Below are 24127 nucleotides of genomic sequence, written 5' to 3'. Positions count from 1 at the left end.
TTTAAAACTTACCAACACACTGAGTGTACCGACAACGATAAAATTCATAATAGCAAAAAATACATAACCACGGGAACAGACCATGAAACACTGCAAACCTAACTCAATGCGCCCACTCCACCTGCTATCTCCAATTGCACTGGCAATTATTGCTACTACTAGCCCTGTTTTATTGGCCGCTGAACAGCAAGAAGTGCAGCAAAAAAAACCTGAAGTAATTACTGTTACTGGCTCTCGAATTCAGCGAACGGAATTAGTTTCAAGTAGTCCAGTAGTAAGTGTTGACGAAGCACAAATACACCTAGATCGCGCGGTGAATGTGGAAGATATTACCGCAAAATTACCACAAGCTGCAGCGGGAGCTAATAGTACAGGTGCAACGGTAGGTGACTCATTTGGCTCATCGACTATTGATTTACGTGGCCTTGGTCAAAACCGAACTTTGGTATTAATTGACGGTACGCGCGCTGTGCCATTTAGTTTTCGTAACTCAGTTGATGTCAATACAATTCCTGCCGGTTTGATCAAACGTGTTGATGTTTTAACAGGCGGTGCAGCTGCTGTTTATGGCGCCGATGCAGTAGCTGGCGTGGTTAACTTTGTGCTTGATGATGACTTTACCGGCGCTGAGTTTTCAAGTAGTTATGAAACAGCTGATGGTGGCAATGAAAAACTTAATTTTGAAGCCATTTTTGGTGGCGATATAGCTGATGGTAGTGGCCATATTACTGGCTACCTTGGTTATTCTGAACGTAAAGAGTTACTTGCTGGTGAACGTGATTATACCTTAGAGAATGGCGCGACTATGATTAATAGCGGCGGGTTTTACACCGATGTTGCCAGTGGTAATAGTTTAGCGATTAATGATGCAGGCCAAGTCGTGAGCGATCGTCAAACCAATGACTTTACCGGCGACCGCTATTTAACTCAGCCTATGGACAGATTTTCTGCTGGTTTATTATTTGATGTGGATGCCAGCGACAGCGCAATCATTTATGGCCGTGCGATGTATTCTAAAGTAACCGTTAATGGCGCCGGAGCCAGCGGCCAAACACCTATTTTTGTTAATGAACAAGTAACTCTCACACAAGATAACCAATACATTCCTGATGAACTTCGCCAACAACTCACCTTTGATGCTGATGGTAATGCGCTAGTCAATGTTGAACGTAATTTAGGCCTTGGCGTACAGCATACTGAAGCCGTGCGAGATTCATTGCAATTTCAACTGGGTTTAAAAGGCGATATTAACGATTATTTACGTTACGATATTTATGGTCAGTATGGTCAAACCGATGAAGTAGCAACGATCTATAAAAATGCTTACAAAACCGATAAAAGTGGCAATAGTCGCTTTGCCAGTATAGCCAATACCATGGATATTTTTGATCCTAATTTAGATCTAGGCGAATTTAGCGACCCACTACTTTATACCACTCGCGAGCGAACGCAGAGCGTGTTTGCTGCCACCTTATCAGGTGATTCAAGTGCCATATTTGAACTACCTGCCGGTTATGTCGATTTTGCAATTGGTTATGAATACCGCAAAGAAACGGGCAAGCAAACACCGGGAGATGCATTTAGAAATGGCACTAGTTTTGCCGCTGTTAGCGCCTTTGATATGGATGCCAGTTTTGACAGTAGTGAGTTCTATGCAGAACTATTAGTGCCGATCTTAGTTGATATGCCATTTGCAAAAGAGCTTAGTTTTGAGGGCGCGTATCGTATTTCTGATTACTCAAACACTGAAGCAGAAGACACCTATAAACTGGGCATAAACTGGGCAATTAACGATGATATCCGTATCCGTGCGAATAAACTTACGGCATTTAGAGCACCTAACTTAGGTGAATTTGCCAGCCCAATCACCTCTCTTTCACTGGCATTGTTTGATCAAGATAGCGACCAATTCGTGCCACGTTTAGCAGGTCGTTTTAATGGCGATCCATGTTTGCTAGGTACGGGTGACGCAGCACAATGTGCTGCATTTGGCGCACCTGCAGTTGGTACTGAATTTGATAGCAGCTCTGCCGCTTATACTTACGGTGGTAACCCAGATATAAAACCAGAACAAGCTGAATCAGATACTTTAGGCGTGGTTTACACACCCAGTTATATCGATGGCTTCGATGTATCTATAGATTATTACAGCATTCGCGTAACTGATGCAGTAAGCCAAATCCAGCCAGGTGCAGCATTACAGAGCTGTTATATTGACGATCCAAATCCTAATAACCCATTGTGTGGCGCAGTATTACGCGATCCAAACACAGGCTTTATTAGCACCGCGATCGTAAATGACTTTAACCTTGCAGCGATTGAACAAGCTGGTATCGATTTAGCAGCCAACTATGTATTTGATGCACCAATGGATTTAGGCGGTCGCTTTAGGCTCTCATACCAAGGTAACTTTGTAACAAAACAAACTCGCCAAAATAATAGCACCGTAGCCGAAGTTGATTGTAAAGGTACTTATGGTAGTGCTTGTTCAGGTGATTTTGCGAGTATCTTACAAGCCGATTATAAACACCGCGCCACCTTTGATTGGCAGCTAGATACCATGAACTTCCAATTAGGCTGGCGCAGAATCGGTGAAGTAGACTACGCTGTAGATAGAACAGAAACAATTTCAGCACAAGACTACATGGACTTTGCTGCATCGTGGCAAGCAACCGACACTATCGCCGTTAACTTTGGTATCGATAACCTGTTTGACAAAGCACCACCAACACCTGAAATTGGCGCTAACCACTTTAATACTGTGAGTGATTACAGCGTTATTGGCCGTACAGTGGGCGTTGCAGTTCGTTACTCACCGAGTTTTTAGTTAATCCCAAATTGCTCATAGCAACACAGGATTAAACCCTTAAAGCGCACCCTGCCCGGTGCGCTTTTTCTTGGTTCAATGTTAATCAAAGCTATGCTGCGATAGAAACCGTAATTTTAACGGTTAAGTAAAGATGCTGTATAGTTGCTCAGTGCTCGCGTGAGATTTGCTAATAGTGATTGTTGCATTACACTTTGCTTGCTAAACAAGGCATTACTCAAACTGTATCTCTATCGGCTCGCTAAGCATTTCATCACGGCTTACAGCAACAACTCGGATATGTGAAAGCGCAAGTCCACTGTTGTTATTCTCAACTGTGATTGAGCGCATTATTGATGGGTAAATTTTATATTGCCAATCATCGCCATATTTAAGATAAACAAGCGTTTTAAATACATGCTCAGGTTGCGCATGATGCCAACTCAGTTTTGTCACCTGTGCATATTGGTTATAGCTCACTGCAGGTTTACTCACCTCCTGAACTGGTAACCAATTTGATAGCGGCAGTAATGCTTGATGTTGAAACACGCCCTTTTCTATCACCTGAGAAAAGTCAGCTTTTTCTAATGATTTTACATTCCAAAATACAACGCCTGGCGAGTTATTAAGCATCGCCCGATTGATCATAATTTGGTTAACGACTTCGTCGATTCCTGCATCCGTATTTGCTATCAGTGTGTTGATACCTGGCCATAAATGACGATTTTGAGTATTTTGCGATTGCCACCACGCAATTAACAATGGATAGCTTTGCGAGTATTGGTTGATAGGCCAATATAATTGCGGAGTAAAATAATCAAGCCAACCTTCATTTAGCCATAGTTTGGCATCGGCATAAAGCTTTTCATACTGATCTAAACCACGGATCGTAGCCGGTTGCTTTGGACGATATATCCCAAATGGACTAATACCTACTTGTACATGTGGCTTCAGCTGTTTTACTTGCTCATAGAGCGTTTTTGTAAATTGATTCACGGCAGCTCGACGCCAGTCACCTTTACTTAATTTACCTCCTTGTTTTTGATAATCTAAATATTGGCTTTGATCAGGAAAGTCTTCACCTTCGTTGTATGACGGATAAGGATAAAAATAATCATCATAATGAAGGCCGTCAATGTCATAGTTTTCTACCAATTCTAATAACGTCGTAATACTATAATCAATAACAGACTGATTAGTTGGAATAAACCAGTGCATACCATTTTTAAGCTGTACGACATCTTCAGCCATTTGCACACTCATTGACTGCTCACTGACACTTCCACCCGATGGGTGATGAACGCGATAAGGGTTGAACCACGCATGCAGCTTTAAACCCCGTTTGTGCGCTTGTTCAATCCAAAATTGCAACGGATCATAAAAAGGTTCCGGCGCTTGCCCTTGCTTACCGGTTAAATAGTAAGACCATGGCTCAGTTGAGCTTTGGTAAAGTGCATCAGCTTGTGGCCGAACTTGAAAGATAACTGTATTAAAATTATTCGTTTGCAGCGTATCTAATATTTTTATTGCTTGACGTTTTTGCTCATCAACAGGCAAGCCTGGTTGCTGCGGCCAGTTAATATTCGCAACAGTCGCAACCCATGCGGCGCGAAATTCACGAACAACATCTTCGGTATGAATAATTGCAAGCAGTGGGTTAGGTTGTTGTTTAGTAGTAGGTGTTAAAGGAGCGGACTGACAAGCGATTAAAGTAACAGATATGAGCACAGAGAAAATTACTCGGATCATCATTGATTTCCTAATAAGTGAAAAAATATAGCCGATAGTGAGGACTATCGGCTATTTATATCGTATATGGGGGGAATTAAAATTTATACTGGGCGCCGAGTAAGAATCTACGACCATAATTATGAATAGCAAGTGGACGATTGCTATCTGACATACCAGTGCTGTTACTTGACATTGAACGCTGGTCTTCATCGGTTAAATTAATGGCTTGAAATACCACATTCAGATTATCAGTCACATTGTAGCTAAGGTTCAAATCATATTGACCAAAGTCATCAATGTACTGGTTGAGTCCTAAATAAGTTGTATAAAAGTATTCAGAACGGTAAGTATATGAAACCCTTGCACTAAAGCCCATATTCTCGTAATACACTGTGGCATTGAAGGTATCTTCTGAATTATTAGGCAGAACGGCTTCTTCTCCTGCAGCGACCTGCTCAGCTGTTTGCTCAAGCTCTGCATCTGAGTAAGTATAGTTAGTTTGAATACCAAAACCATAACCTAGCTTTTGCGTATAATTAACTTCAAAGCCTGAGTTTTCGCCGCCTAAACCATTTAATGGTTGAGTGATCAAGAAAGTACGCAGTTCTTCAGCACCGGTATCTGGATCAGTCCACATCCACTCTTTATCAACAGTGCTATTTGTAATGTATGAATCGATATCTTTATAAAAGTAAGCTAATGATAAGATAGATGACTCATTAAAATACCATTCAGCTGATAAGTCATATTGCGAAGCACGATATGGTTTTAAATCAGGATTACCTTCATTACCCTTACAGCCTGTTGCTGCAGTGCAATAACCACTTTTACGCGCTGATAAAAAGTCATAATCTGGACGAGACATAACTTTTGCTGCAGCAAAACGCAGGATGATCTCATCACTGTAATCATAAGCGATATTTAAACTCGGTAGAAAGTCGTCATAACTAGTAGAAAAACCAACTTCTTCGATATTTTGCGGATCAAAACTACGGCCCGTATATTGTAGTGACTGCGAGTCAACATCGGTTTTGACAGCTCGAACACCTAAGTTACCGCGAATATCACTGAATGAAAACAATGCTTTTACGTAACCGGCAGTAATGGTTTCTTGCAAGTCATATGTATAATCTAGATGTTCATAAGGCGCTGTTGATGGTTCGGTAGAAGCAATCCAATTACTATAAGCGGCATTATCAAATTGCCATAAAATGGCATTCTCACCACCCATAAAATCATTAACTGTGGTAGTTGCAAACTGGCCTAAATTATTCGTACTGCCATCAGCCCCCTTTTTAGGATAATTTGCTTTAATTAAGTTTGCGGCTTTACTGTGTTCTCGGTATTTGATCCCAGTTTTTATCGCCGTAAAGTAATCATTATCGAGTCGATACTCAAAATCAAATTGCACATATTTTTCATCGGAATCATTCGCGATATCATTTTTATGATTGTAGTCTAAGCGATAATCGGCAGGCGTAAGAGAATCTGATAATACAACTTCGGGCATACCATTTTCGATGCTGTACGAAGCGTCAGTGTTTGCGTAGTATTCTGAATATACGTCACTTACTGCGCCTTCAGCTTTACTATAGCCAAACTGTGTTGTCAGAGTGTAGTTATCTTTTGCATAGGTAACTTTAATATCGTGAGCTTGAGTTTTAAATTCACCTTGGTATCCGGCATTTCCGTAATAGCCTAAATTATTATGGGCAGGTAAAGTCCCAGCAACTACAGTACCATCGACAATATCAGCTTGCTCAATATTGCCAATGTTTTGTAATATAAAACCACTCGAATAAGTACCGTATGACTCATGCTCAGATTTTGAATACAAGTTATTAAATACGATATCTAAGTTTGCTGAAGGCGCGTATTGCAAGGTAGCCGTCACTGTATTTAAATCAGAGTCACTGGCATAGCGATTATAACCTACTGCCCCAGGGTAATACTCATTATTGCCATCACCATTGGCATCTGTACTTCGGTAACCAAATCTTACCTCTTTACTGTCTCTTTGGGTTGCGAGTTCTTTGCGCACAAAGCCCACATTAAAACCAAAGTCTTCTGCTTCATTTTTCCAAGAATATAAACCTGAAATATAGGGTTTAGTTTCATCGGCATTTTCAAAATGAAATGCTTTCACTGACAATGCGGCATAGTTAGATTCACTGTCCAGTGGCTTGCGTGTTCTAACCACCACAGTGCCGCCAATTGAACCTTCATCAACATCAGCCTCAGCTGACTTAAACACTTCTAAAGTATCGACTAACTCTGCAGGCAAAAGTGAATAGTTAAAACCACGTGATGGACGAGTGATAGACGCTGATGCCGTCGCTGAAGCAACACTCTGACCATTTAATAAGGTAATGTTTAGATGGGGTGCTGTACCACGAATACTTACTCGGTCACTTTCTCCGCCTAAGTCTTTTTCAACTTGCACACCCGGAATACGTTGCAGGGCATCGGCTACCGTTTGGTCAGGGAATTTACCGATATCTTCTGCAGATACCGCATCAACAACACTGTTAGCAAACCGTTTCATATTGAGGCTCTTCTCGACAGACGCAGCGTAGCCTTTTACCTCTATACGTTCGATATCTTCTTTTGTTAAGTTTTCTTTGTCTAATTGCTCTGCATCATTAGCAAAAGCCGTACTAGAAGCTGAAATAACCAAAGTGGCGAGTAATGATTTTTTGAATTGAGCTGTAATTGTGTGGAATTTATTATTCATAGTATAAGCATTTAACCTTTTTATATTGCAAAGTACTTGTACGGCTTCAGCTAATTTAAAATAGCTAAATCAAGACATATTTTATAGTTTTGTTACCTGCTGTTAACTTAGTCAAAAAAACACACAAGATCAATATAATTTATTCCAAAATTAATAAATATTTACAATTTATAATTCCAAAAATACACAGAATGTCCTTTAGTCGCTATCTAAATAAAGCACTTAAATTTATGAAAAATGAGAGCCTTATAAATAAGTACAATTAAAACAAAAGATTAACGATATAGTGAACTTCGAGGTTAATTTAAATTACGCAGTAGTAAGATACCGTAATTTAAATTAGGTTGGCGCAGAATTGGCAAATTGGACTACTTTGTCGATAACTTAGGGGGCCTTGTAAGCAAGTAGTACTGATCTGTTATTGTAGCTACTGAGGTTTTTGCTGGTTTTCGAGCTTCAGTAAATATTTAGCAGCTCGACGGCTCCCGCGTTGCTGGTTTTTTGGCTAATTGCAGCGCATGATAAATAATATGTTTAGTTGCTTTACTCAACGCCACAAAACATTTTAGCTTGGGGTTTTGCATCTAACGCTAATAAAAAATCATCAGGGAACTGCATTTCGTTTGATATCGAATACGCTGTATCCCAGCGCTCATAAGCTTTTGCCAAACACACTGGGATCATTTGGGCTTATTACATTAAGCCCGATTCAATTAACTGTGCCACATAGTTTTAGTTTTTGACCAAACACTGTTAGATCTGATCTGCGAAGAGTAAAACATGGTAAGTACGAATCACCATCTAAGGATTTTTTAATGCCATCAATCCATAGCTCTGCACAATCAAAATGATTTTCTTCAAGCCAAGCATAAAACTCTCTGTTGATGCAAAAGACTTGATATTAAATGCTTCAAATTTTCCAATTTACTTAAAACTCAATCACTTCAATCGCACCGCGTTTTTGCATAGTTACAAACAGCTTGGTTTGCTGGTCATTAAATGCCACATTGGTTGGATGCTGCCCTGTTAAAGTATAGGTTTGCAATATCTTACCTGCGGGGCTAATTTTTAAAATAACACCTGCGCCATAACGGGCAACATACAGGTTACCTTGGTTATCAACACGCATGCCGTCCATACCATGGTCGTCAAATGTGATCAGCGGCTGCTTATTGCTGATGTTTAGCTCACTATCAAGATCATACTGCCAAATAACCCGCTGCACGCTTTCGTTTACGTAGAGTTTACTATTGCTGTTATTAACCGCCACACCATTGGTGGTGCCCATATTATCTTCTAATAATTGAGTACTGCCATCTGTATTTATACGCCATAATTTGCCGGTAGCATCAGCCCAATTAGGGTCACTGGCAAATAATACACCGCGTTTGGTAATCGCAATATCGTTTGGTTGATTCATGGTTTTATTATGAGCAAAAACCTCAACGCTTTTACTATTAGCAGGCACTTTTAAAATATTATGATTTACATAATCCGCAATATAGAGATTACCTTGGCTATCAAATTGCAAACCATTACCAACGCTGTCATTTGGCAACTTTAAAAATAAGCTGGCTTTACCATTGTTATCAACCTTACCAATGGTGCCCTGCTCAGCAAAATTAACTGCGTATAAATGCTGCTTATAAAAAACAGGTCCTTCAACGCCTTGAGTAAACACATTATCAGGCACAAACTCCTTACTGTGCTGCGCAATACTGGTGGCACTAAAAAGTGCTGCACAGCTCAATCCACAGATCATCGCTTTCATTTTATTATTATTCCTAATTTAAATTATTACTGGTGAAGATGCTCAAAATAGGGAAATTGTCTTCGCCAAACGACAGCGTTAATGAGCGTTGCTCGCCATCCTCTAGTTTAATGTTTTCAGCCAAGGAAATCGGGGCAACTCGCCGCCCATCAGCAAATAACGCCATAATATGTTCCGCTTGTAAAATGCGTGAACCTGACGCGTCATTACGAATTGTCACCACTGCGACTCGTCGGCCTTGCTCACTACTCATAAAAACGGAATTAACCACTGTAAAATCACTTTTTTTTGGAGTAATTTTCGCATCATTTTCAAAACTAAACTGCATTCCCTGTAACGCAACTTGATCGACCGACAATACTTCATCATTTGCCTTTACCAAACCGCTCACAAAAGCACTGACTAGTAGTGGCAGTAAAACCAACAGTTGTATTTTCATTTCATTCCCTCGCTAACAACATCTATCTAAAGGTTATTTTTAACACAACTTGTTCTTAAATGGCAGAACAAATCACCACTATTGCACTGCTGCAAAAATGATTCTCTGCACAGCGATAAACTAATCCATACGCAGCATTGAATTTGCTCACCTTAGCCCTAAGTTCATACGTTAAGCATTTAACTCGCTGCAGACAACTAAGCATTTAGATTTACAGTACTTATACGCAGCTCTTTTTAACTGGATACGGAAAAAAATTATGCAATCTATTACCAATAAACAGCTTACGCTTAAATCTCGTCCTCATGGTGCGCCAACACTTGATAATTTTGCTATTAAAAGCGTACAAATGCCTGAATTACAACAAGGCGAAGTATTACTACGTACCATTTATTTATCACTTGACCCTTACATGCGTGGCCGCATGAGTGATGCGAAATCATATGCTGATCCGGTAGAAATTGGCGATGTCATGGTTGGCGCAACCGTATGTCAAATTGAGCAATCAAATAACGACAAGTTTGCAAAAGGCGATTGGGTACTAGCCTATACAGGCTGGCAGGAATATGCGATTTCAAATGGCGAAGGATTAATGCCATTAGGCAAAGAGCCAAATAATCCATCGTATGCATTAGGTATTATGGGTATGCCTGGCTTTACTGCTTATATGGGGCTGCTGGATATTGGCGCACCGAAAGAAGGTGAAACAGTGGTCGTAGCTGCTGCAACAGGCCCAGTAGGTGCAACTGTTGGGCAAATTGCTAAACTCAAAGGTTGTAAAGTAGTCGGTGTGGCAGGCGGCAGTGAAAAATGCCAATACGCAGTCGAAAAGCTTGGTTTTGATGCCTGTATTGATCACCATAGCGATGACTTTGCCAAGCAGTTAGCTGAGGCATGTGATACGGGGATTGATGTTTATTATGAAAATGTGGGCGGAAAAGTCTTTGACGCCGTATTACCACTATTAAACACCGCTGCTCGCGTACCATTATGCGGCTTAGTGTCGCAATATAATGCGACTGAGTTACCACAAGGACCCGATCGTATGGGGGCTCTGATGGGGCAAATTCTCTCTAAGCGCATTCGTATGCAAGGCTTTATTATTTTTGATGATTATGGTCATCGTTATGATGAGTTCGCCACAGATATGCAAAAATGGCTCAGCGAAGGGAAAATTCAATACCGTGAACATTTAATAACCGGGCTTGATAATACAGTGTCTGCTTTTAACGATATGCTGGATGGCAAAAACTTTGGCAAAACTGTAATACAAGTTAACCAGCCACTATAAACTTTATTTTTCAAGCGCAGTTATTACTGCGCTTACAAGGAACACTATGATCAAGTTACATCATTTAAATAAATCACGCTCTAAACGTATTATTTGGTTACTCGAAGAGCTAGACGTTGACTACGAAATTGTGGCTTATCAACGCAACCGTGAAACCTTTTTAGCTCCTGATGAGCTTAAAGCGATTCATCCACTGGGCAAATCACCAGTGATTGAGGACAATGGCCAAATAATTGCTGAATCAGGTGCGATCACAGACTATTTGATCAGTAAATACGGTAACGGTAAGTTTGCGCCAAGCAGTGACAGTAAAGACTATATTGACTACCAGCAATGGCTGCACTTCGCTGAAAGCTCAGCAATTTTACCGCTATTATTAAAAATGTTTGTGCAAAAAGATGGCGCTAAAACGCAATTTTTAGAAGGCTATGCCGATGCAGAAACCGCAAAAGTTATTAGTTACTTTAATGACCGCTTAGAAGGGAAGCGTTACTTAGTAGGTGACTCTCTAACCGGTGCTGATTTTATGATGTCATTTATTGTTGAAATTGTTAAAAATGCAGGCCAACTAGCACATTTTAAAAATCTCGTTAAATACGATGAGCAATTACAAACTCACGAGAAATTTCATTCCGCTAATGAGTTAGAAGCAAAGTACGACTAAATTAGTTTTGTTTTGGCTGTTGAAGGTGGTTTTACAGCCAAGCGATGCACTCATTCCGGTTCGGTCTATCGAGATAGATTTTTTAAAGCATTATAATTCAAAAAGTGCAGTTGCTCATTAATTTGACTACTGCACATTAATTGCTAAGCATTAACATTATTTATACATAACTGATTATTAAAAAAGTAAATTCGTTTTATAAGTCATTCCACTTAACGAATTACGTTGAGTTATAATCAGCCAATATAAAATCGCACCAAATAATACTGGAAAACATATGACCATAAATATGCGCCTCGCCACTGGTTTTGGAGTGATCTTATTAATGATGCTCACATTAACCATTATTGGCACATCTCAAGTAAATCAAATTGACAATAATATAACTGAAATTAACGATATAAATTCTGTTAAGCAGCGTTATGCTATTGATTTTAGGGGCGCAGTACATGATAGGGCAATAGCAATACGGGATGTGGTGATATTAACAAATGCTAGTGATTTAAGCGATACGATTAGCTTAATAAATGAGCTCAATAACAATTACCAAATATCGCATGAAAAAATGGCGAGCTTGGTTGATCAAATGACTGATCACGAGCGCTCCCTAATGAAAAAAATTGATAAAATAGAAGAGCATACCCTCCCCTTAGTGGAAAATATTATCGCCGCTAAACGTGCTAATAATATAAAGCACGCAACTATGCTATTATTAACCGATGCGCGTCCCTCATTTGTAGAATGGTTGGACAGCATTAATCAATTCATCAATCTGCAAGAGCAAACAAATCATAATTTAACGGATAAAACACGTGAGATAACCAGCTCATTTGAGCTATGGATGATTTCATTAACTGCACTGGCTGTTATTATTGGCGCCGTAATTGCCTATATTATTAGTTCAAAAATTAAAAATGCAGTAGGCGGTGAACCACAAGAAGCGGCAGAAGTAATTGCACGTATCGCTAAAGGTGATTTAACCACTGAAATAAATTCCTGCTGCCCTAATAGTATGATGGCATCAGTTCAAGTAATGCAAAAAGAATTGAAAGCTATCGTCAATAGCATTATTGATTCTTCACAAGAGCTTTCATCTCATTCAGCAAGTGTCGCCTCAGGCTCACAACAAGCACTTTATGCTGCAGATAATCAAGTTACGCTAACTAACTCTGCCGTCACCAATTTAGCCAATATGAGCCATAGCATTCACTCAGTTGCCAGCGCAGTAAAACAAACTGAAGATAATTCAAAAATTACCGCACAATTATCACAACAAGGTAGTCAATCGGTGCAAAAAGTAGCAACCGAAATTGGCGGCATATCAACCACAGTGAAAGCAACAGTCAAACAAGTAAACATACTACAAAATCATGTTAAAAACATTGGTGATATATTAAGTGTGATACGTAGTATTTCAGATCAAACTAACTTGCTAGCGCTAAATGCAGCTATTGAAGCCGCTCGTGCAGGCGAATCTGGACGTGGTTTTGCCGTTGTAGCTGATGAAGTTAGGCAACTCGCCCAACGTACAGGTGATGCGACCGGTGATATTGAGAAAATGATTTTACAGATCCAAGATAATACCCAAGCATCTGTCACTGCGATGGAAACCACAGTACCACAAGTAGAAAGTGGTTTATTATTGATGGATGAAGCCAATCAACTACTGCAAGAGATACAACAACAAGCCAATGATTCCTTGGAAAAAGTACTTGAAATTGTCGACTCAACATCAGTGCAAGTTGCCACAGTGTCAGAAATTAGTTCTGGTGTAGAGGAAATCGCTAACATGTCCAAGGAAACCAGTTTATCCTTAAAAAACAATGCACAAGAAGCAGTCGCATTGGCTGAGTTATCAAAAACACTGAAGCAGTACATTAGCTATTTCAAAGTGAACTAAAGAGCGCTTTAATACTTTAATCTACTAATCTATATCCTACCGCAGGCTCAGTAAGTAAATACTTTGGGCTTGCGGGATTTGCCTCTAATTTTTGCCTTAGCTGCGCTACATGCACACGCACATATTCAGGGCGGTTTATATATTGCTCTCCCCATATATGGCTTAATATTGCATTATGAGTCAATACCTTATCTTTATTTTGAAATAATAACAGTAAGATTGCATATTCCTTTTTAGTCAGCTTAACCTCATTGTCACCAACACGTACAATATGCTTATTTGGGTCGATACAAATGTCGCCACATTGCAACGCAAAACTGACTTGATTATTAGTACGCAGTAACACCCGAATACGCGCTAATAGTTCATTGGCGCTAAAAGGTTTAGTCAGGAAGTCATTGGCCCCATTATCAAGCGCCGTGACTTTTTCCACTTCACCATCACGGGCTGAGAGTACTAATACCGGTAACTGGCTCCATTGCCTAAACTCCACTAGCCAGTCTTGACCATCCATATCCAAAAGCCCTAAATCTAATAATACAAGGTCATAACTTTGCTCACTTAAAAGTGCAAAACCATCCAGCCCTTTATCACAAATACTCAGCTCATAGCCACTGGCTTGCAGTAAGGTTTTTAAAAAGCTTTGCAACGGCGGAGAATCTTCAAGTATTAAGATTTTAGTCATTATTTTTTATCCAGATTAATTTTGCCAAGGCCATTTCTGTATCGTTATCTATCGTCAGTGAAAATGTGCCTTGATGAAACTTAGCAACTACATCGCAAATTACACTGCCAAGCCCTACACCTTCATCAGCACTTGCCTGTGGCTTGCTAATTAATTTATTGCTCAATAGTAATTGATAACTCACCGCTGACTCGTAACGGCTTTGGGTAAATTCAACAACCACCTCACCATCACCATAACGCCATGCATTTTCGAGCATATTTGCCAGTGCTATTTCTAACAGTGTCACATCGCCTTGGCAGCTCGAATTGGCATCAATATTTGTTGTTACCACAAAATGCGCTAATTGCTGCTGCCTACGTGCTTTTGCTTCGCTTAGCAAAGCTTGCAAGTTAATTGTTTGCCAGCACAGGTTTTCGCCCATTTTATTTACTCGGCTAAGCTCCATCACCTTGTCAAAATGCTGATTAAGAATTTTACTTTGCTCATAAATATTACCGGCCTGCTCTTTTATTATCGCTTCACTGAGTGTGATCTCATCATCGGCCAACATGCTTGAGGCGCCCATAATAGTTGCCAGTGGCGTGCGCAAGTCATGAGATAAACTGCGTAATAATGCATTTTTAGCACGCTCGAGTTCAGCTTGAACTGAAATTGCCGCCGACTGCTGCCTCAGTAATGTTTTCTCATGTACCTGATACAACAATGAAATTGCGGTATTTACGAAGCTCTTTTGTCCTTCAGACAGTAACGTTGCAAAAGCAAACCCCCCCATACTTCGCTCTTTATCACTTAATAGCATAAATTCGCCTGCCACTTGCTGACGCATTTGTTGAAATTGGCAAGTAATGACCAAATGCTCGCTAATAAGCTGCTGAAAGTACTGCTTTTGATCATCCAGTGTGTCTAAACTATTTAATCCTTTAGCCAGCTCATACAGTGTTCGACTATTACTCGCGTGTAATTGTACATCTCGCACCTTAGTGTTTAATTCGCCCGCTAACTGGCTGATCATCAATCCCACAATGAGCATCACGATAAAAGTAACTAGATACTCAATATTTTCAATATGAAAAGTAAAATACGGGGTAACAAAAAACCAATCGGTACACGCTACACTGACCAAGGTGGTAATGGCTGCAACGCGTCGGTTACTGCGAACTGCAACCCAGGCGACCCATAACAGCTGTAGCATCACGATGTCGGTGGTCGAAAACCAATCTCGTAACGGATAAATCGCCATAACCACAATGATCGGCATTATCACCGCCAAAAAAAATGCTTTATATTTGCTTGGTTTGCCCTGCACTTGATTCATTAACGATTCCTCTGACAATTAACTACATAGGTTACTGCCTTTTCAATATTGCCTCTATAAAGTTTTTATAAAGTTTTTTATCTCATTTATAAAATCTTTATAAAGCTTTGCAGTGCAGCGCTGACTTTACTATTTGATCCCGTATATTCAACTCAACTTTAGTGATTGCGTGTTACCTGCTATAGGTATTTGATAAGGCGTATTGATGATAAATTGGAAAATCACCTTAAGACTACTCGCCTTTCCTATTATTTGGATGGGAGTGGTACAACTGGTCTTTGCAGCGCTTTCATTATTTATTTTTAAAGACCGAGTTATTAGCGCGTTTCTTATTCCTGGCGCAACGATGATCTCTGTGGCTTTAGTGCTACTTATCAATTTACGTAAAACTGATCTAACCGCCGCAACATTCAGAGACGCACTTATTTACGCCACAGTAACGTGGATTATAGCCGGTGTGTTAGGCGCCATTCCTATTCTAGTCATCACTGGCGTTAACTTTAGCGACGCGGTATTTGAGTCAATCAGCGCCTTAACCACCACTGGCGCAACGGTGTTATCAGGGCTCGATAACATGCCTGCTAGCTTTTTATTGTATCGACAATTCTTACAATGGATGGGCGGTTTAGGCATTGTAATTTTTGTAGTGGCTATTTTACCTATGTTGAATATTGGTGGCATGAAATTATTAAAAGCAGAAACACCAGGCCCCATTAAAGACGAAAAATTAACTCCGCGCGTTGCCAGTACCGCTCATTATTTATGGGGCGTTTATTTAGCAATCACCGTACTTTGTACTTTAGCCTATTATGCTGGCGGAATGAGTTTTTACGATGCGATTGCACATGCCTTTACCACGGTTTCAACTGGGGGCTTTTCAACCCATGATGCCAGTATGTGGTATTACCACAGCCACTTACTGCTGTGGATAGCTAATGTATTTATGCTTGCAGGAGCGATTAACTTTGCCTTGCACTTCAAAGTAGCGCACAAAAGAGCCATTACTAGTTATTATCATGATGAAGAGACGCGTTATTTTATTTATATAGTCGTGCTTTTATCGGTTCTTTTAACCACCATGCTACTGCTTAAAGACAGCTACTCAAATGTACTTGAAGCATTTAGTTTCTCTACATTTCATATTATTTCTTTTATTACCAGCACCGGGTATGGCGCAGCAGGCTTTACTGACTGGCCAGCTGAGGCTGGGTTTTTACTGGTTATTGCCGGCTATCTTGGTGGTTGTGCAGGTTCAACGGCTGGCGGAAATAAAATAATTCGTAACATTATTGTTGGCAAAATGATTAATAACAATATTAAACAGCTACTTCACCCAAGAGCGATATTTACACTTAAATATCAAGGCTCACCCGTTAAAGAAGATGTACGCCATGCAATTATGGCATTTATGACCTTTGCTGTTGGTTCAAGCTTACTGTTTACAATGTTGCTTATGGCAACAGGTCTTGATTTTTGGAGTGCATTTACTGCGGTAGCTGCATGCGTCAATGTACTTGGCCCTGGGTTTGGTAAAGTTGGCGCTAACTTTCAACCAGTTTCAGACACCGGTATTTGGATACTCTCGGTCGCTATGATCGTGGGTCGGTTAGAATATTTTACTGTTTTTGCACTTTTTACTCATAGCTTTTGGAAAAAGTAACGAAGGAATACTATGGCACATTTTACAGTTATTGGTTTAGGCCGCTTTGGCATTGCAGCAAGTCTTGAGTTGATTCATTTAGGGCACACAGTGACTGGCGTTGATAGCAACCCAAAACTCGCCGAAAAGTATGTTGAGCACTTATCAGAGACAGTGGTATGCGATTCAACAGATGAAGCGGCGTTAAAGGAGCTCGATTTAGCAAATAGTGAAGCGGTCTTAGTCGCAATTGGTGAAGATATGCAGTCCAGCATATTATGTACCTTAGCACTAAAAAATTTAGCGGTTAAACAAATATGGGTTAAAGCCAGCACCAAAGCGCATCATACGATTATATCAAAGTTGGGTGTCTCGCGTATTATTCACCCAGAAGAAGAAATGGGAGTGCGCGTTGCACAAGCGCTAAACTACCCAATAGTGAATGATTATATTTCCTTAGGTAATGGTTTATACGTGGTAGAAGTGAGTATCAAAGCGCATTTACATCAAACACAATTAGGCCATTTACTAAAAGAAATCAAAGCGTCAATTGACCCGCTACTGGTTAAACGAGGCAAACAAACATTTGTAAAATTAACGGATGACTTTGAATTGCTCGAATACGACACGCTGCTGTTATCTGGTAACCGTGTACAATTAAACTATCTTGCGCCAAGGCTGTTATAACCATGGTTTTATGGCATCCACTAAAAACTGCTATCGAACGCAGCCCTAGCGGCAATAAAAAAATCAATGCTGCACCGCCGCTTATTTTGTGCTGCAGCTTTTTGATATTAATCGCACTAGGGGCTTTAGCATTAAAGCTGCCTTTTGCCACCAATGAACCTATTTCGTGGATACAAAGTGCCTTTACTGCAACATCGGCGGTAACCGTCACCGGATTAGTTGTGGTAGACACAGGCTCCACATTTACCCCTTTTGGCCAAGGGGTGATCGCGCTATTAATTCAACTTGGTGGCTTGGGTTTGATGACATTTGCAGTGGTAACCTTGCTGGCACTGGGTAACAAAGTTGGCTTTATTCAAAAAACAGTGACTAAAGCCGCTTTTAATCAAACAGATACATCAACACTTTTGAGTACGGCAAAATCAGTGCTGCTTTTTGCCATCATTATAGAGTCACTCGGTGTTGTTATTTTAACGCTGTACTGGCTCCCTGAGCTGGGCTTACAAACCAGTTTTTTCCATGCGTTGTTTTATACCATTAGTGCATTTAATAATGCGGGATTTGCGCTTAGCCCCAACAGCCTAATGCAGTATGTTGACGATCCCGTGATCAATCTTACCATTACTGGTTTGTTTATTATCGGTGGCCTAGGTTTTACGGTACTTATGGATGTGTATAAATCAAAACGTTGGGCAGCCCTTAGCACCTATAGTAAGTTAATGCTGATCAGCACGGTTATCATCAATATTGTAGCGCTGATGCTGATTTACGTTATTGAATATGACAATCCAAAAACACTGCAACCCTTGTCAGAAGTCGGTAAATGGCTAGCTGCTTGGTTTCAAGCCGTAACACCGCGTACAGCTGGATTTAATACCATTGCTATAGAAGAGCTGAGAAATGCCAGTACCGCATTAACAATGATGTTAATGTTTATTGGTGGCGGCTCACTCAGTACCGCAAGTGGTATAAAAGTAGTGACTTTTGTGGTGTTGATTTTAGCAACTTACAGCTACTTACGCCGCGATAAAGGCGTTACTGTGTTACGCCGAGAAATCGACAAAGAATCTGTTTATAAAGCACTGGCTTTAACCCTTGTTTCAGCGGGTATAACATGGCTGGCTATTTTTACTTTACTGATTGTTGAAGATGCGCCTTTTTTAGATGTCGCCTTTGAGGCTGTGTCCGCACTTGGCACTGTAGGATTGTCTCGGGGTTTAACTGCTTCTCTTTCTCCGCTGGGCGAATTTATCATTATGTTTTTAATGTTTATGGGAAGGATTGGCCCCTTAACCATTGCCTACTTTTTAGCGAGTCCTCGCAGTAGGAAACTAAGATATCCAAGCGCACAATTATCGATTGGCTAAATAGCAGAGCTGGGAGAATCTCAAACTAAATCCCAGCTAATACTCGCTCAGTGACGTACTAGCTTGATGCCATTTAAAATTCGCCACATACTAACAGACGATTTTCATAGGTTAAAAACACAGATAATAACGCAGACACCCATCTTAATTTCGTAATAGGTAGACTAAAAATTGATTGGAAAATAACAAGAAAATAACAAAGACACCCATTGTTAATTTATGGAATACAGCCAAAAATTAACCATAATGGTTTAAGAGCTTGCATAAAGATAATAACACAGACACCCATCTTAATTTCGTAATAGGTAGACTAAAAATTGATTGGAAAATAACAAAGACACCCATTATTAATTTATGGAATACAGCCAAAAATTAACCATGATGGTTTAAGAGCTTGCATAACGAATATGAGGTTGGTTAATGGTTCTGAATTGAATTGAATAAAATTTAACTATCGATACATTAATAAACTAACGACAAAAAAACCTTCAAACCAGCGCTTGCTATGCAGGAGAAAAAGCAGTTCATTTGCAGTAATCAACTAATGTAAGCTAACAAAACTCGTCAGCGCGAACCTTTATTTATCAGCTTGGTTATCAAACTAAAAGTGAGGATACCTAAAGCATCAGCAATTAGATCAGCGATGTCTAAGGTTCTACTAGGTATGAAGTATTGGCTTAGCTCTTCCAATAAAACGAATAGAAACACGACGCTCGAACCAATATACAAATTGCATGACAATACTGAATATGATTTTAGCTTAAACGCAAAATTAGCACCTAGAGTAAGCAAACCAAATAAACAAAAGTGCCCTACTTTATCGCCATAAGGAATAATTTTAACAAGCTCAAAGAAAATACTATGTTGCCCCGTATTAGCTTGGTATATGACCCATATAGTAAAGCTAAGAAAAGTAACTGACACAATAGTGATTAATTTATGCATGATTGTTTAATGCTATTGTTGAGTTACCAACCATAGCCGAATAGCGATTATGATTCAATCACTTAGTAATCTACTGCTAAAGCAACCATCAGATCCCTGCAAGGTCACGCTCGGTGATGCACTCGTCCGATGCCATTTCAAATTCGCGGCATACTAACGGGCGGTTTTCGTAGATTGAACACATTAAGGTATTGCGGTCGAGTGCTTGGCACCAACCATCATCGGCGCGTTTCATCACTTCGCTGCCCCATTTATCATATTCAATATAATGAAACGGCACGCCAGTGTCGGTCACTATACGCACTTCTAACTGACAACAACATGCTTGGCAATTAGCACAAGTAACAGGCTCAGGGGCTGATGTAATATTTTTTACTGCAATGACGGTTTCATCGGGGTGAACAATCTGGGGCATAAAGGCTTACTTTTAAGAATAAGCCCCTAGCATACCTGAGTGAATTTAACGCGCCAGTAATTTCGTTTTTATTTCACTGTAACGCTGCTGCTCACACAAACCAAAACCACTGAGTTGACGCACTTTGTTACGCGCAAATAACGGTACGCTCATTCCCGCTAAAAAGCGGCATTGGGTTTCAATACCTATATTATGTATACCTTTACTGGCGAGGTGACTAAGTAACTCATCAACCTTTTGATAAATTACAGCATCGTTAGCAAAGCTATGAGCGAGTGAATATTCAAGTGTTACAGCTTGGCCTCTACATACTGAGCAATGGCCGCATTGCTGTGGCGCTTGATGGTCGTCAAAATAACGAGCAAGGTTATAGCTCAAACATGTTTTAAGCTCGAAAAAGCGAATAAGTGCCGCAATACGCTTAATTTCAGCTTGCTCTTTATCAACAAAATAGCTGTGTAATTGCTTAGCCAGCTCAGGGTTACTGATTACCTCATTATGTACTTGATAGACTTGGGTGATTCGCTTTGTTTCAAGTGCTATTAAATTCTTCTCTGCTAAATAATCAAGCGCTGCAACAACGCGTTTGCGATCCACCTGAGCGGCTTGGGTAAGCGTGTCAAAATTTAGTGTGCCCCAGATTTTTTTAAATTGGGTATGGCTAAATATTAACTGTAAAAATGCTTGTCTATCAGCATCAAAGTGACCAAGTAAAGCGGCTTTATCAACCAAAAACTTATATTTAAAGTCGGCGTAATAAGCATAAAGTGGTGTTATTGCACCTTGCATTTCCAATTGTACTAACAAGGTTTTAAGCGCTAATTGGCGAATATTACTATCACTTGAAAGGCTGTATTCTTGCATTTCCCATTGCTGACTTTCTTTTGAGTGATCGCTTTGGTGTTGGCGAATATCGTTGATCACATGCTCAATACCGCTAAGCTCTGGGGTATCGCCATAAACAAAGTTTTCAACCGTGTTTAAGCCATCTAAATTGGCCAATGTAAAACACTGCGATGGTTGTCCGTCTCTCCCTGCACGACCAATTTCTTGGCTGTAGTTTTCAATCGACTTTGGTAAATCATAATGAATAACAAAACGGATATCTGATTTATCAACCCCCATACCAAAAGCAATCGTGGCCACTACTACATTAATTTTACCCGCCATAAAATCATCTTGGATACCATAACGCAGAGTATCTTCAAGCCCAGCATGATAAGCCACAGCGTGTAAGCCTTTACGGCTAAGCGCTTCTGCGACTTGCTCTGCACTATGTTGTAAGGTCACATAAACAATCCCTGGGCCCGTTTGCTCGCGCACAATATTAGCCAATGTACTTGCTTTGTCAGCGCTTTTCACGCTGAGTATCGATAAGTCTAAATTAGCCCGATAAAACCCAGTTTGTACAATGCATTCTGGGGTAATTGCAAAACGTTCACTCATATCACGCTTTACTTTTTTAGTGGCGGTGGCCGTTAATAATAATACCAAGGGAATATTGAGCTCATCACGATAGCGCGGCAGTTTTAAATAATCAGGCCTAAAATTATGGCCCCATTCGGAAATACAGTGAGCTTCGTCAACCACCAGCATTGAAATAGCCACTTGATTAATAAATTCACGAAATCGCTCGTTTTTAAAACGTTCTACCGAGACCATTAAGATTTTCACTTTACCGGCACGCACATCGCTCATTACTGTGTGACTTTGCTCTGTAGTTTGGCTTGAATCAAGGCTTGCGGCATAAATTCCCTTGTTATTTAAAAAACCAATTTGGTCTTTCATCAGCGCAAGTAATGGCGAAACAACCAGCGTTAGATTAGGTAAATGCAATGCAGTTAACTGATAACACAATGACTTACCAGATCCAGTGGGGAAAATTGCCAATGATGATTGGTTATTTAGCAGTTGCTCTATGGTTTGCTGCTGACCTTGACGAAATTGACTAAACCCAAAGTGTTGCTCAAGTGAAGAAAGTATCGATCCGCTCATAATATTTCCCTTTATTCATATTCCCTAATAAAGGAAATCATAGTTTGAAAATGCAATGTTTGCCATGGTAACTTTTTTTTGCTCTATTTTCTTGGCTTATCTATTTGTTCCTATTAAATTTTACTGACAAATCGTGGGAAAAGGCGCATTATAAATGCGTTGCTTGAAAAGGTATTTTGAACATTTTTGTTCAGCTCAATACCTAAGTGTTCTATACGTTTCATCATCATAAGAGCATTTAGGTATAATTCTTTTGAGGGCAATGAAATGATAACCACACATCCTAAAATCGTGATCATCGGTGGCGGTGCCGGCGGCCTTGAGCTCGCAACGCAATTAGGGCATAAACTAGGGAAGAAAAAACACGCCGACATTCTATTAATTGATAAAAATCGCACCCATATTTGGAAACCTTTACTGCACGAAGTAGCAACGGGTTCTATAGATGCCGATTTAGATGGGGTAGTTTACTCAGCACACGCAGCAAAACATCATTATAACTTTCAACTTGGCACTTTTTGCAACCTTGATAACGCTAATAAAACCATCACACTCAGTGCCTTTAATGACGAACTTGGCCATCAAATTTTACCACAACGCACCGTTCATTATGACTACTTGGTGATTGCCATCGGCAGCGTCAGTAACGACTTCAATACACCCGGTATTAAAGAACATTGTTTTTATCTTGATTCAAACCAACAAGCGGAACGCTTTCAGCACGCGCTACTCGATAACTTTACTCGGCTACATCAAGACGACAACCCACAGCATGCATTAAATATTGCCATTGTTGGCGGTGGCGCAACAGGCGTTGAACTCTCAGCTGAGCTGTATCATGTTTCTGACTTATTAAAACTTTATGGTTTGACAAATATGTCGGCAAAGCGCTTACACATTCATTTAATCGAAGCAGGCCCGCGTATTTTACCCGCCCTACCAGAGCGTATAGCAAACTCAGCGAAAAGAGAGCTACTAAAGCTTGGTGTTAACGTTAGAGAAAACACCCAAGTAAAGCAGGCAACAAATCAAGGATTCATCACTAAAGATGATGAACAAATCGATGCCGACATTATGGTATGGGCAGCGGGTGTAAAAGCCCCCGATTTTATAAAAGATCTCGGGATTTTTGAACTAACTCGTAATAACCAAATCATGGTGAACGACTATTTGCAAAGTAATAGCGATGACACCATTTTTGTATTAGGTGACTGTTGCGCGTTTACACAAAAAGATGGCAAATTAGTACCGCCTCGTGCGCAATCAGCCCATCAAATGGCACAATGTGTTGAAAAAAACCTAATTGCGACACTGCGCCAACAGCCGTTAACTGGCTTTGAATACAGCGATCATGGTTCGCTCGTCAATTTGTCACGCTACAGTACCGTGGGGAGCTTAATGGGCAACCTCACTAGTAATAGCTTTTTTATTGAAGGCAAGATAGCCCGCTTTATGTATATTTCGCTCTATCGCATGCACCAACGCGCTATCCACGGCAGCGCCAAAACCTTTGCATTATGGATCAGCGAAAAAGTGCTCCGGGTCGTTAGACCAAAGATGAAATTACATTAAGCAACTAACAAGAGTAAGTGGAGCCGCCGCTTCACTTACACACCAGGGCAAGAGCATGAAAAAAATCTATGATTTCAATATCTTTTCAAGGTAATCTGTACTGCGCATAGCTTTTTTCTGTTTTGCGGGCATGCCTTTATTAAAGCTTGTTTCTGCTTTTAGCTGATT

At 40.2% G+C, this 24127-nt stretch carries 18 protein-coding genes; 8 read left to right on the top strand and 10 right to left on the bottom strand.

Translation table 11 applies throughout. From position 1 onward, the window contains the following. Positions 1-82 precede the first annotated feature (82 nt). Positions 83-2827 (top strand): TonB-dependent receptor domain-containing protein, encoded by a 2745-nt coding sequence (locus H5203_RS19015; RefSeq protein WP_182820135.1) that lies wholly within the window; start codon positions 83-85, stop codon positions 2825-2827. 213 nt (positions 2828-3040) lie between these two features. Here H5203_RS19015 and H5203_RS19010 read toward each other — a convergent pair whose 3' ends face one another. From H5203_RS19010 to H5203_RS18990, 5 genes are all read right to left on the bottom strand, one after another. Then, positions 3041-4558 carry a glycoside hydrolase family 10 protein gene (locus H5203_RS19010; RefSeq protein ID WP_259401977.1) on the bottom strand — a complete coding sequence of 506 codons (1518 nt, stop codon included), beginning with the start codon at positions 4556-4558 and terminating at the stop codon, positions 3041-3043. Between the two features lie 73 nt (positions 4559-4631). After that, positions 4632-7271, bottom strand: coding sequence for a TonB-dependent receptor (locus H5203_RS19005; protein ID WP_182820134.1), 2640 nt, complete (start codon positions 7269-7271; stop codon positions 4632-4634). Positions 7272-7814: 543 nt separating this feature from the next. Next, positions 7815-7955, bottom strand: coding sequence for a hypothetical protein (locus tag H5203_RS19000; RefSeq protein WP_182732401.1), 141 nt, complete (start codon positions 7953-7955; stop codon positions 7815-7817). A 244-nt stretch (positions 7956-8199) separates the two neighbouring features. Continuing rightward, complete coding sequence (locus H5203_RS18995) at positions 8200-9042, bottom strand: SMP-30/gluconolactonase/LRE family protein (protein ID WP_145239755.1); 843 nt, start codon at positions 9040-9042, stop codon at positions 8200-8202. A 13-nt stretch (positions 9043-9055) separates the two neighbouring features. Continuing rightward, complete coding sequence (locus H5203_RS18990; protein WP_145239758.1) at positions 9056-9481, bottom strand: hypothetical protein; 426 nt, start codon at positions 9479-9481, stop codon at positions 9056-9058. 259 nt (positions 9482-9740) lie between these two features. Here H5203_RS18990 and H5203_RS18985 point away from each other — a divergent pair, with 259 nt between their 5' ends. The 3 genes from H5203_RS18985 (at position 9741) to H5203_RS18975 (ending at position 13336) form a co-directional block, all read left to right on the top strand. After that, positions 9741-10772 (top strand): NADP-dependent oxidoreductase, encoded by a 1032-nt coding sequence (locus H5203_RS18985; protein ID WP_145239761.1) that lies wholly within the window; start codon positions 9741-9743, stop codon positions 10770-10772. Positions 10773-10818: 46 nt separating this feature from the next. Further along, on the top strand, positions 10819-11436 hold the full coding sequence (locus H5203_RS18980) for a glutathione S-transferase family protein (protein ID WP_145239764.1): 618 nt from the start codon (positions 10819-10821) through the stop codon (positions 11434-11436). Between the two features lie 277 nt (positions 11437-11713). After that, positions 11714-13336 carry a methyl-accepting chemotaxis protein gene (locus tag H5203_RS18975; protein ID WP_145239767.1) on the top strand — a complete coding sequence of 541 codons (1623 nt, stop codon included), beginning with the start codon at positions 11714-11716 and terminating at the stop codon, positions 13334-13336. A 16-nt stretch (positions 13337-13352) separates the two neighbouring features. Here H5203_RS18975 and H5203_RS18970 read toward each other — a convergent pair whose 3' ends face one another. Beyond that, a complete protein-coding gene (locus H5203_RS18970; protein WP_149981938.1) occupies positions 13353-14021 on the bottom strand; it encodes a response regulator in 669 nt (222 codons plus the stop codon). Beyond that, on the bottom strand, positions 14014-15339 hold the full coding sequence (locus tag H5203_RS18965) for a DUF4118 domain-containing protein (protein WP_182820133.1): 1326 nt from the start codon (positions 15337-15339) through the stop codon (positions 14014-14016). Before H5203_RS18965 ends, H5203_RS18970 begins: the two co-directional genes overlap by 8 nt. 205 nt (positions 15340-15544) lie before the next feature. On the opposite strand from H5203_RS18965, the gene H5203_RS18960 reads away from it, so the two are divergent. Genes H5203_RS18960 through H5203_RS18950 form a run of 3 tightly spaced genes read left to right on the top strand, consistent with a single transcriptional unit; the run spans position 15545 to position 19032 of the window. Next, a complete protein-coding gene (locus tag H5203_RS18960; RefSeq protein WP_182820132.1) occupies positions 15545-16999 on the top strand; it encodes a TrkH family potassium uptake protein in 1455 nt (484 codons plus the stop codon). Between the two features lie 12 nt (positions 17000-17011). Then, on the top strand, positions 17012-17665 hold the full coding sequence (locus tag H5203_RS18955) for a TrkA family potassium uptake protein (RefSeq protein ID WP_145239779.1): 654 nt from the start codon (positions 17012-17014) through the stop codon (positions 17663-17665). Positions 17666-17667: 2 nt separating this feature from the next. Further along, positions 17668-19032, top strand: coding sequence for a TrkH family potassium uptake protein (locus H5203_RS18950; RefSeq protein WP_182820131.1), 1365 nt, complete (start codon positions 17668-17670; stop codon positions 19030-19032). A gap of 564 nt (positions 19033-19596) precedes the next feature. On the opposite strand, the gene H5203_RS18945 is transcribed toward H5203_RS18950, so the two are convergent. The 3 genes from H5203_RS18945 to H5203_RS18935 all read right to left on the bottom strand — a co-directional run bounded on the left by H5203_RS18945 (position 19597) and on the right by H5203_RS18935 (position 22387). After that, complete coding sequence (locus H5203_RS18945; protein ID WP_145239785.1) at positions 19597-19977, bottom strand: VanZ family protein; 381 nt, start codon at positions 19975-19977, stop codon at positions 19597-19599. An 88-nt stretch (positions 19978-20065) separates the two neighbouring features. Then, complete coding sequence (locus tag H5203_RS18940; RefSeq protein ID WP_089369063.1) at positions 20066-20392, bottom strand: YkgJ family cysteine cluster protein; 327 nt, start codon at positions 20390-20392, stop codon at positions 20066-20068. A 45-nt stretch (positions 20393-20437) separates the two neighbouring features. Then, entirely contained in the window at positions 20438-22387 is a 1950-nt protein-coding gene (locus tag H5203_RS18935) for an ATP-dependent DNA helicase RecQ (RefSeq protein ID WP_182758601.1), read from the bottom strand. 267 nt (positions 22388-22654) lie between these two features. Here H5203_RS18935 and H5203_RS18930 point away from each other — a divergent pair, with 267 nt between their 5' ends. Beyond that, positions 22655-23959: an NAD(P)/FAD-dependent oxidoreductase gene (locus H5203_RS18930; protein ID WP_145239791.1), complete on the top strand. Its 1305-nt coding sequence runs from the start codon at positions 22655-22657 to the stop codon at positions 23957-23959. Positions 23960-24127 lie beyond the last annotated feature (168 nt).

It is taken from the genome of Pseudoalteromonas sp. SG41-1, from assembly GCF_014164575.1.
Lineage (GTDB): Bacteria > Pseudomonadota > Gammaproteobacteria > Enterobacterales > Alteromonadaceae > Pseudoalteromonas > Pseudoalteromonas rhizosphaerae.
Note: the sequence above shows the minus strand (reverse complement) of the source record. Positions and strands in the feature narration are given on the sequence as shown.